Source organism: Phragmitibacter flavus (assembly GCF_005780165.1).
Classification (GTDB): domain Bacteria; phylum Verrucomicrobiota; class Verrucomicrobiia; order Verrucomicrobiales; family Verrucomicrobiaceae; genus Phragmitibacter; species Phragmitibacter flavus.
Genome location: NZ_VAUV01000003.1, coordinates 150246 through 163182, shown reverse-complemented (window position 1 = coordinate 163182; position 12937 = coordinate 150246). Strand labels below are relative to the sequence as shown.

At 58.1% G+C, this 12937-nt stretch carries 1 protein-coding gene (running past one end of the window); it reads left to right on the top strand.

From position 1 onward, the window contains the following. A protein-coding gene (locus FEM03_RS04230; protein WP_138084942.1) for a calcium-binding protein crosses the window boundary here: on the top strand, positions 1–12937 show its end. It extends 18749 nt beyond the left edge of the window; only the last 12937 of its 31686 coding nucleotides appear in the window; the start codon falls outside the window, past its left edge; the stop codon is at positions 12935–12937.

The window sequence follows — 12937 nt, the reverse complement described above, 5'->3', positions numbered from 1 at the left end:
AGGCGCGATCACGATCAAGTCCGAAAACGGTGGCGGTGTGCAGATCAATGGTGCGATCGCCAACCCCACCGGCATCACCACCATTCACACCAACGGTTCCATCACCGCCGTGGGTGGCGATGCTTCGATCAGCGGACGCCGCATCGATTTGAAAGCAGGCGGCGACATCGGTTCCGCCACCAATCCGCTGAAAACCAATGTCACCGACATGGCGCATCAGTTCCTGAGCACGGCGGGCAATGTCTTCCTCAACACGCCGCAGCATGACTTTGCTTCGAACGCCGGCAGCACGGCCCTCATCAAGTATGCCACTGTGCGGGTTGCCGATTCTCATGGCGTCAATCTTGGCAAACGCGGCAGCGTCTATCGTTATGTTGGCAACGCCGCGACCCTCAATCTCGCCTCGGCCAACTACTTCGACAAATCGCAGTGGTCTGAAGTGCTCGCCACCACCCAGGACGTGGTGAAACACAACGACAAATACTACCGTTATCTTGGTGGACCAGCTTCGGTGGATCTTAGTTCCGCCACTTATACTGACACTTCCAAGTGGTCCGAAGTTACCACCCGTCCAAGCCTGAAAGCGGTTTCCACCAACGGCGGCATCTATCTCACCGAAACGGCGGGCGACCTCCTTGTGGACAACATCGAAGCCACCAACGGCGGCACGGTGGTGCTGAAGGCGGATGGCGCAATCAAGGTCGCCCAGCAAAACAGCAGCACCTGGTATGGCGGCACGGTCACCGGTGGCAAGATCAACCTCACTGCTCTGGCCGGCGGGGTGGGCAATGACACCTCCCGTCCGCTGGTGATCAATTCAGGCGTGCTTCCATCGGGTGCTTTGACGACCAACGTTTTGGATGTCACCATCAATGCCAAGGGCAACATCTTCATCCGCGAAAGCACCGGCAACCTGCTGGTCAACCAGATCATCACCACCGGCACGGTTTGGATTCGGGTGGACAGCGGATCATTGATCGATGCCAACAGCGCCCGCGTTCGTGACGAGCGTTCCTACAACGAACTCAAAGAAGGCGTGTGGGGTTCACTCTCGCTCACCAACTACACCAGGGATGCCAATGGCAACCTCGTCTACACCGGTGCGGCGGAGAACAAAATTCTCTCCATCATCAGCGCTTACGAAGCGGGCAAGACCCAGGAATACCGCACCTTCTGGCAGTTCCACACCAGTTATGATTCCGTGGCGGACAAGGTGGGACTTACTACCGTAGAGCGTGAATATTACGAGACCTTCTATGCCGGACAGGGCCTGTCGGTGACCGAGATCGCGAATGCCATCACGACGATTGAAAATGCCCGCACGGTTCAATACAAGGTGCTGAAGGATGAGTTCACCAATTATTTCGGTGGCAGCCTGCCCTCCACTTACGACGCCTCCTTCCAGTATCAGGCTTCCACCACGAAGAAACAGGAAATCCGGGCCAGCATCAAGGTGTGGACCGAAGATGAACTGACCCGCCTTGTCGGCGCAGGTTTACTGAAATCCGTCACCAGCACCCGCGTGGATGCCGAGTCGGCCAACATCGTCGCCACGGATGTGACACTCATCATCGCCAACGGTCAGGCTGGCAACACCACCGCTCCGTTGACCATCCTGCTTGATGGACACGTGTTTACCGATGCGGAAATCATTGCCATGGCCGCTGCGGAACGCGCGGATGTTTCCTTCCTCGGTGGTGCTCCGATCAATACCACGGTTCATTTCAACGCCGCCAACGGCAACAACAAAGCCACCATCCGCACCGCCAACGGCAGTGCCTGGAGCGGTCTGATGGCGGGCATGACCATCAAGGTCAACGGTGCCACCGGCAACGCCACGCAGGGGCTGGCTTATTACACGATCTTCGATGTCACCGGCGACACCATCACTCTGGTGTCCGGCGATGTGCTGGTCGCTGAAGCCGGTCGCGCGGTGACGATTCTGCCGATCGTGCTGGATCCGCTGTTCGCCGCGCAGGGCGACGCCAAACAGGTCGCGGTCACCTTCAACTACAACGGCTACAACAACGACGGCACCCGCAAAGCCGACACCATCACCCGCACGGCCGGAAGCTGGCTCGCGGATGGTTATGTGGTTGGATCGCTGGTGCGCATCGCGGGCAGCTCCGCCAATGCTTCGGATGACGAATACTTCACGGTCGCTGACGTTACTGCCTCCGTGCTGACGCTGTCCACCCGCGACAAGGTCATCACTGAAACCACCGCCACCACGCTCAGCTTCACCCGTGGTGTCAGCCCAACCCTCACGGCGATCGTGATCGAGCAGAACGATGACGTGAACATCAACGCCACCGGCGTTATCAACGTCAACGCCAGCAGCCATGTGTTCCTTGGTTCGGCCGCGCAGAATGGTTTGGACAGTGATCTGAGAGTCGGACAAGTCACCGCAGGAACCCAGTCCAATCCTGGCAGCGTGCGCATCAAGAGTGCGTTGAGCATCATCAACATTGGCCCTGCCGGAGTGGCCAACATCATCGGCGGCAACACCATCCTGGAGTCAGCGCTTGGTTCGATTGGATCCCACACCACGCCGTTCCTGACCAACCTCTATGCCGGTGGCACTTTGACCGCGCGGGCCATGGGCGACATTTATGTTTCCGAACATGTCACCGGGAACACCGCCGGGAACATGGAGATCGAAAGTGTCTATTCAAGAACCGGCACGGTCCACCTGGAAGCCGACGGTTCGATCATTGATGCCCTTAATAATGGGTTCACGAAAATCAAAGGCATGTTGGTCGAACTGAAGGCGGGCGGCAACATTGGTGAAGGCGGAACCGGCGGCGGTCAGCCGGATTATCTGGAAGTGGACGTGGATGATTCCGGCACGCTGACCGCCGTTGCTGAAGGCAGCATTTGGATTGCTGAAACTGCAGGTAACATGAATCTGCGCATCGTCCTTTCCAAAACCGGCGATGTCGATTTGAAGGCCCAGCTTTCCATCCTGGATGCCGTCGATGTGGTCAATCCAACCGCGCCAGTCTTCTACAATCCTGCCAATCCGAACGCAGCGGGCGACATCACCACCGGTCCACGTTTGGGTGCCAATGTGGTGGGCAATCACATCACGCTGACCGCCCTGCTCGGCTCCATCGGCGCACTCAACAACGACCTCGACATCAACAGCGACCATAGCAATGCCAACGTGCTGGGACTGCTGACATCGACCAGTGCGGATCATACCTACCTGATGGAGACCTCCGGTGATCTCTGGCTCAACGTGGTGACGGCTGGTGCCGGTTCGACGGCGTTCATCACCAATGCAGTGGGCAGCATTTACAATGGCAACCCCGGCGGTGACAATGCCATCTCCGGCAGCTTGTGGTTGTTTGCACGCGACAACATCGGCAGCCAGAGCAATCCGATCACCACCCGCACGGGCAACATCAAAGGCAAGGCCACCACGGGCAGCCTGTTTATTCAAAACACCGGAGCGGTCACCATTGGCGGTGTGGCTGGTGGCGCGGCGGGCAATGCACCGGCTGGATTTGAAGCCGGTGGTTCGGTCATCTTCACCGCGCAAAGCCCGGTCACCGTCAGCCAGAACATCCTGGCGAAAGATCAGATCCTCATCATTTCGAAAGACGGCCTCGATCCAACCGCGGACTTCCTGCGGGTGCTGGACGGCATCAAACTGATCACCACGGGTGCGGTCGGCACACCGTTGTCGAACCTTGCTTCAGGCCACACCTACACCGCGAAGGTGGTCAGTGCTGGTGTGATTCAATTGCTCGGTGCCAACGGCAATGTGATCGACCTCAACGCCCCGGCCAACGCGGCGCTGCTGCACTTCATTACGCTTTCCACGGAGCATGGAACCGATCCGAAATACGCGAAGTTCGATGGTTCCCAGATCAACGCAGCCAACAACACCATCACCATTGGCACCGCCACGGGATTGATGGATGGCGATGTGGTGATCTACACGGTGGAAGGTTCCATCACCTTGCTGGCAGGCGATGCCTTGGTGCTGGAGCAAAACGTGGAACTGGACGCCACCTCCGCGATTCACCTCGAAGCCGACTTTAACAAAGCCGAGCCTCAGGGAACTGCACCTGCCTCCATCACGGTGGATAAGGCGAAACTCAGCGCGGGCACCAGTATGACCGCACTCGCCAGTGGCGATATCCGTGTCATCGGCGGGTCGCGATTGGAAGCGGGCACTTCGATGACCTTGCGTTCTGGAAACAATTTCTTCCTGTCCGCTGGCAGTCAGTTGATTGCGGGCACCACGATGGAAATAAGAGCCGCAGGTTCGGGCACTTCGGTGGAGATCTTGCTTGAAGGTTCGCTGGCCGCCGTGACGACGGACATCTATGGTGGTGCTGCGGCGGATGTCATCACCATGCGTCCGGAAGCAATAGTCGGTCACTTCCGCATCTGGGGTGGAGCCGGTGAAGATCTCATAACCCTGGATCGACTGCCTTCGCTGGATATGGCGCACAAATTCCTGCCGGGTGTGACGGGTGCTGCCTCCTTGGCGAATGGCCACGAAAATCCACAAGTTCGCAACCGGGTCGATGTCGATGGTCAGGGTGGAGCCGATCATTATGTGATCAACACCTCTGCCGCTGAAGACATTCTCATCAGCATCCATGACAGCGGTGCGGAGAACGATGGTGCCGATGTGCTGACCATCAACGGCACTTCCGCGAGCGACGTGTTCCTGGTGCGCGCCGGATTCGTCGCAGCAATGCAGGCCTGGAACAATGTTTATCGCTGGGACGGCTCGCGCTGGGTGGTGCAGGAGTCGGCAACAGGCACCGCGCTTCCCGGAACCGGTGCCGGGGTGGGCGCGGTGTTCCGATTGACGGTCAATCAATCGCCTTCCTTCGCCGCAGGTGTTTATGAATGGAATGGCAGCGCCTGGATCAGTCTGGCGTTCACCTCAGGCACCGTGTTGCCGGACATCGCCTCGACGACGGGTGCGCTGTTTGTGCTGGCTCCACCGGCTGGAACCACGACATTGTTCGGAGCGGAATATGAGCGCATCAACTATGATGATTCCATCAACGTGCTGCGCATCAACGGAGCCAATGGAGATGATCGATTCTATGTCGATGACAACAGCGCGATCACCACGTTGGACGGCGGCAATGGCAAAGATTTCTTCCTGTTTGGTCAGGTGTTTGGAGCGGAACGCGAAGCGCCTGACATGGTCGCTCCGGGAGATGAGATCGCCACCATCGAAACCACGCTTGGCTTCATCAGTCGCGGGATCAGTTTTGCCACCGTGGCTCTTGGAGGAGACGATGATGACACCTTCAACGTGTTCAGCAACAAGGCGACCCTGAAGCTCTATGGTGAAGACGGCAATGATCACTTTGTGGTTCGCGCTTTCCGCCTCAAAGGCACCAACCACATTTCCTCCAGCGACACACAGGTGAGCGGTGGCGATGGCGATGACCTGGTCGAATACAACATGAATGCTCCGGTTGGCATCGACGGTGGCGCAGGCACCAACACGTTGGTGGTGATCGGCACCGAAGCGGCGGATGTGTTTGTGATTACCAAGGACGGCGTGATCGGTGCCGGACTGAACGTCAGCTTCAAGTCGGTTCAGAAGTTGCAAGTCGATGGCATGGAGGGCGATGACCATTTTTATGTGCTCAGCACGCATTCCGATCTGATCACCACACTGATTGGTGGCGCGGGCAGCGATACCTTCTATGTGGCGGGTGATGTGACTTCGCCCGTAGTCGCGGCTTCGACCGAAGGCCGCGCCAGTGTCATCAACCACAGCTTGTTCAGCAATGATCCGGCATTCGACGGCGTGTTTGCTTCCGGCATCCCGGCCACGGTGTCGAACGGATCGACCGGTGTGGTGGTGGTCACCCCAAGCGGCAATGGCACGATCGTGGGCGAGCCGGGGTCAGGGATCTCTGATGCCGATTCCTACACGCTGCACATGTCGGCCAATGCACCGGCACAACCCACCGTGGTATATCTCACCGTGGCAGCGGCACTGGCGAGTTCGAAGTTCCTGCCCAATGGCGGTTCGGTGCTGGTCTCCCTGGATGGTGTGAACTTCTACTCCGAACTGGTGCTGGTATTTGACTCCACCAAAGCAGGCATGGACGCGGATGCCTGGAGCCGCACGCAGACCATCTATGTGAAGGCAGTGGATGACACGGTGATCGAAGGCGAGCAGACCATCTCGATCCTGCATTCCATCTCCAGCAACAACGCGGCCTTTGATCGCAAAGACATCGCGCCGGTGGAAGTTCGTTTGATCGACAATGACAAGCCAGGTCTGGTGGTGACCAAACCTTCAACGACCTTGGAGATTGTCGAAGGAAGCGCCGGAACGACTTATCAGATCTCACTGACCGGCAAACCGAATGTGGGCGAAACCGTCACGGTGATTCTGAACAATCCCGATGGTTATCTGACTTTTGCTGCGGCGTTGTTGAATCAGGCTGGTCGTATTTCCGGCAACACCGTCACCTTCAATGAATCCAACTGGAATGATCCTTTTGTGGTAAGAGTGAGTGCCACGGACGATGGGCAAAACCGCTTCCTGGTTGGTCGTATCGTCCACACCATCTCGTCTTCGGCAGGCAACGGCGCTTATGTCGGTGCCGTGGATGAGGCACGCATCACGGTGGAGATCACTGACAAAAACACCGGCGGCATCATCGTGACGCCAGTGGATGCTTCGGGCAATCCTGATGGCGGCACCAATGTCACCGAAACCACACCAGATTATTACACGATTGAACTGACCAAAGCGCCGACCTCAACGGTCACGGTGGTGATCCGCACCGATGGCAACACGCTGGTTTCCGCATTTGATCCGGCTGACCCACGCTTCGCCACCAACGTGCCTTTGGGCATTTCCTTGAGCACCCGCCTTGGGGTGGGCTCGGATGACTTCCTGCTCTCCACCAATGGCACGGCGGCGGCCGATTTGAGTTTCTTCACCCGCGATGGTTCGAGCTTTGGCGTGAATCTCGATGGTGTGGTGACGCTGGGAGATGTGCTCGAGCGGGTAAACACCGCCACCGGCAATGCGGGCAAGGTGACGATGACCTTCGACGTCAATACGCATCTGCTTTCGGTGATCGACCACACCAGCGGGGCCGCGCAGTTCAAGGTGGAAGACGCCGCCGGAGCGCAGTCGGCAAGCAAACTGAAACTGGCAGGCGTCGGCGCGGCGGGCGGAACCATCACCAGTGGTCAGCTCAATCAGAATGCCACCGTCTCCACGGTGACCTTTGATGCGACCAACTGGAATGATCCGTTCATGGTGAAGCTCAGTGTGAATCCCAACGCGCCTGCCGTGGTGGGCACCCAGTCGATTCATGCCTTCCCGCCACAACCCAACACCACGTCGCGAATTCAGGGGCCGTTGCTGATTGAAGGCGATGTGATGCCGGGCCAGGATCGCACGCTTCGTCCAGGTGTCAGGCTGCCGACTGAGGTGGATGTGCCGTTGCCAACCATCAACGTTATCGAGTCCGGTGTGGTGGTGGATACCATTCATGTTTTTAATCACGGCAGTCAGTCGGCTGACAGCGGTCGCTTGGGCAATCCGGTCAACGCGTCCGGCATCGCGGCAGAGTATGGAGTTGTGGTGGCCGACATTCTGGCCCGTATCAACGAATTCAAAAATCTCTCCGGCCTGAACATGGGCGGCGGACTGACGCTGGACTATGGAGTTCCCGGGTTGCCTGATTCCCGTTATTTCGAGGGTGGCATCACTTATCACAACGTTGAGGTCACGGAGATCAACCTGGGCAATAACAACGATACCTTCACCATTGATGGCACGGCGCATCGCCCGGACTTCCGCAACATCACCATTCTGAACACGGGCCGCGGGAACGACACGGTGACCGTCAATCTTGATGCCGACACTAACGGCGATGTCGCCGTGAACCTCGGTGATGGGGATGACTTCTTCTATGGCGATACTTCAACACGCTCGCTGATCGTCTTCGGCGGTGCTGGCAAAGACACGATCGAAGGTGGTCGAGGTGACGACATGCTTTTTGGTGATCATGGCGTGGTCGAATACTTCAACACGAGTGGGGAACTGGTCACCCGCCTCGGCATTGGCCTGCTTGAGCGCAGCACCGATTCACTGAGCCGTTTGTATGTGCCATTCTTGCAGACCGATGGCGGATTAAATCAAGTCCGGCGCGCGGCCACCCGACTGCCCATGATTGGTGGCGACGACCGGATCGATGGCGATGCGGGTCGCGATGTGATCTTCGGTGGCGCGGGCAAAGACACCATCACCGCTCAGGTGGGCGGCAAGATCATTCTCGGCGATCACGGTGAAGCCAACCTTGGTGGAACGGCGGTCGGTGCGACGAATGATGTGTTCTCCACTGATCCTGATCTTGGCGATGACGACATCATCATTGGTGGTGCGGATGGCGTGGGCAACATCATCCTTGGTGGTGCTGGCAACGACAACATTACTGGTGGCACGGGCGACGACATCATCCTCGGTGACAACGGCGTGGTGGAACGCAATCATCTGTCGATTATCACCCGCGTTTACACCATCGCGCCGACCATCGGCGGCGTGGACACGATTGCAGGCGGTTCCGGTGCCGACATCATCATGGGTGGTGCAAAAGGCGACATCATCAACGCACCATTGGGCGGCAAGATCATTCTCGGCGACAGCGGAGTGGTCAATCTGGCTGCGGATGCGAGGATCGTGGGCGATGTGGGTGACGTTTACAGCACCGACTACGACCTGGGCGGAGTGGACATCATCACCGGCGGTGCGGATGGACTTGGAAACATCATCATCGGTGGTGCAGGTGCGGATGTGATTCGCGGTGGCACGGGCGATGATGTCATTCTCGGTGACAACGGCTACATTTCGCGCAACGCCGCTGGTATCGTCACCGCGATCACCACACTTGCACCAGACATCGGTGGAGATGACTTCATTGATGTGGGTGGTGGCGACAACATCGTGTTCGGTGGCGCAGGTTCCGATCTGATCAATGTGGACGCGGTCACGCGCCAGCCTTTGGGCACGGCGGATGGCGATGATGTGGTGCTTGGCGATCATGGTCGCGCCGAGTTCAATCCGGTCACCGGAGTGTTGACCTACATCACCACGACCGATCCTACCAAGGGCGCGGCTGATTACATCTTCGCCGGGAACGGCAGCAACACGGTTCTCGGCGGCGGCGGTGCCGATGTGATTACGGGTGGCAATGATCGCGATGTGATGGTGGGCGACCATGGCAATGCCACCTTCGATGCAACGGGTGTGTTGACGAAGATCACCACCTCGGATCACACCATCGGCGGCGATGACCTCATGGATGCAGGCAATGGCGACAACACCGTCCTGGGTGGCATCGGGGCTGATCAGATCACGGGCGGCGATGATTCGGATGTGGTGCTCGGCGACAATGGCTTTGCGGAGTTCGACAGCGTTGGCGGCATCAGCATTCTGCGTCGCATTGAAACTCTTGATCCGTTGATCGGCGCCGATGACCTCATTTTCGTGGGCGATGGCAGCAACACCGTGATTGGTGGGTTTGGCAAAGACGACGTTACTGGTGGCAATGATCGCGATGTGGTGATCGGCGACAACGGCCTGGCGATCTTCAACTCGGCAGGCGTCCTGGTGAGCATCACGACCATCACACCGGAAATTGGCGACGTGGATACCATCAAGGTGGGCAACGGCGACAACACCATCTTTGGCGGTCAGGGTGGCGACTTCATCACCGGTGGCGACGATCGCGATGTGATCGTGGGCGACAACGGCAGCGCCACCTTTGATGATGCCGGCGTGTTGCTGACCATTCGCACCTCCGATGCGGCGGTGGCCGGTTCTTACGATGATCAGATTCAAGCCGGCAAAGGACCTGACACAGTGCTTGGCGGCAACGGCAAAGACAACATCCAGGCGGGTGGAGATGACGCGGATGATGTGGTGCTCGGCGACAATGGATTTGCAGAATTCGACAGCGTCAACGGCATGAGCATCCTGCGCCGCATTGAAAGCACCGATCACGCGATTGGTGATGATGACATCATCGTGGTGGGCGATGGCAACAACACGGTGATCGCTGGAGCGGGCGCGGATCAGGTAACCGGCGGTGCTGATCGTGATGTGATTGTGGGCGACAACGGGCAGGCGCTTTTCAATGCGAGTGGCGTTCTTGTCTACATCACCACCACCGCGCCGACCATTGGTGGTGATGATGAGATCTTCTCGGGTGACGGGGACAATACGGTGTTGGGTGGAGTGGGTGCCGATCAAATCAACGGCGGAGATGACCGCGATGTGGTGGTGGGCGACAACGGCAACGCCACCTTCAACGATGCAGGCATTTTGATCTACATCACCACTTCGGATCCAACCATCGGAGGCAACGACGTGATCAACTCCGGCGATGGCGACAACATTGTTTTGGGTGGTGTGGGTGCGGACGAGATCACCGGTGGCAGCGACCGCGATGTGGTGGTTGGCGACAACGGCAACGCGACCTTTGGCAGCACGGGCATCCTCTTGTTCATCACCACTTCAGAGCCGACAATTGGTGGCGATGATGTGATTGAATCCGCGAATGGCGACAACATCGTCCTTGGCGGATATGGTGCGGACCGAATTGTTGGCGGCGATGACCGTGATGTGGTGGTGGGCGACAATGGCAATGCGACCTTCAACGCCTTGGGCATTCTGACTTTCATCACGACATCAGATCCTTGCATCGGAAGCGGCGATGTCATCCTGGTCGGCAATGGCGACAACATCGTGCTGGGCGGGGCGGGAGGCGATCAGGTGACCGGTGGTGCGGATCGTGATGTGGTGATTGGCGATCATGGCAACGCGACCTTCAATGATGCCGGCGAACTGATCTTCATTACGACTTCCGACGTCTTCTGCGGGGGCGACGACCTCATTGAAGTGGGCGACGGCAACAACACGGTTTTGGGCGGCTCCGGCTCCGACGACATCAGCTCTGGCGAGGGCAATGATGTCATCCTTGGCGACAATGGCGAAGCGACGTTTGATCCGGTCACCGGTCTGTTGGTGCATGTGATCACGACCGACTCAGGCATTGGCGATGATGATCTCATCAAGACGGGCAACGGCAACAACACCGTCATTGGCGGTGCAGGTTCGGACACGGTTCTGGCCGGTGAAGGTGATGATATGATCCTCGGCGATGAAGGCCAGGCGACTTTTGTGAACGGCGTGATCACCATGGCGGAGACGCTGTTCAGTGGGGTGGGCGACGATGATGTGATTGATGCGGGCAACGGTCGCAATGTGGTGATCGGTGGGGTTGGCGCGGATGTCATCACCACCGGCAATGGTGCCGATATCGTCCTTGGTGACGAGGGTCGTGCGGTGTTTGAGAATGGAATGGCAGTAAGTGTGACCACCTTGAACAGCGGCGTCGGCACCGGTGACCTCATCGATCTCGGCAATGGCAACAACTTCGCCATGGGCGGTGCGGGCAATGATCAGATCACCAGCGGCTCCGGCAATGATGTGGTCATGGGCGATGAAGGCCATGCCTACTTTGAAAATGGCAACATCTATTGGGCGGAAAGCCTCAATCCGTTGGTCGGCGGCAACGATGCGATCTTCCTGGGCGACGGCAACAACACTGCCATCGGTGGAGTGGGCGATGACTACATTGTCAGCGGCTTCGGCAACGGGGTGCTGCTGGGCGACAATGGCCGGGTTAGCTGGACGACTTTTGCGGGGTATTCGATCCTGAATTCGGTGGTTACTCTGGCGCCGGGTGTCGGTGGCAGTGACCGCATCTTCGGCGGCGCAGGTGCCTATCTGATCATGGGTGGTGCAGGGGCCGATTACCTCGACACGGTGAACAATCCTTATTCTTCGGTGATCCTCGGCGACAATGGCGAGGCCAATTATGATTCGGGTGGTCGACTTGATTCGGTGCGCACCAACAATCCCAATACCGGCAACAGTGACACCATCGTGGGTGGTCATGGTGATGATGTGCTGTTCGGTGGGGCGGGCGGCGACAACATCCGTGGCGGCAATGGCAGAGACTTCATCATGGGTGACAACGGACGCGCCACGTTGGCGGGAGGTGACAACCGTCATTTGGTGGTCGACTCCTTCACGAGCACCGACTTTGGTTCGGGCGGCTCCGACACAATTCGTGCCGGTGGCGGAGATGACGTGGTCTTTGGTGGACGCGGTGGCGACTTCATTGATGGAGAATCCGGCAACGATGTGTTGTTGGGCGACCAGGGTGCCTATCAACGCGGCAGCCGCAATTCCGGCGGGGTGACCTTGCTGGTAGAATCGAACAACGCCTTTGGTGGTGATGATCGCATCTACGGCGGCAGCGGTCAGGATCTTCTGTATGGTCAGGCTGGCGATGACATCCTCGAAGGGGGTTCGGGTCATGACTCGCTCTTCGGTGGTTATGGCAATGACCGCCTGCTCGGTCAGGGTGGCAACGACATCCTGGTGGGCGGTCCTGGTGCGGACTTCCTGGATGGCGGTCCTGGTCGCGACACGCTGTATGTCGATCTCTTCGACATCTGGGTTGGGGGCTTTCCGGAAGACATCATCATTGGTGGTCCTGCTGAAACCACGGGCCTGATCATTGGTCAGACCATCAACTTGCTGAATCTCTTCGGTCTCTCGCTCACCGATGGTGCCGCAGAACGTTTCGAGTTGGCTGCCTCAGGCCGCTACTTCATCAAGCTGATGTCCTTCGACGATCTCGAGATCGGGACCCTGTATGCCTATCAACTTCCTTCCATCATTTTGGGAGAGGCAGCTGTTTTGAGTGACATGATGATGTCGATGATGTGGAGCGGGTTCGGTCCACAGTTCACCTGGCACTGGTTCGGCGAATACAGTGTCCCAACCTTAATCGGGCTCGGTGAATTCCTGGAGACTCAATGGGGCACCCTGTTGCTGCTGACGTCGTAA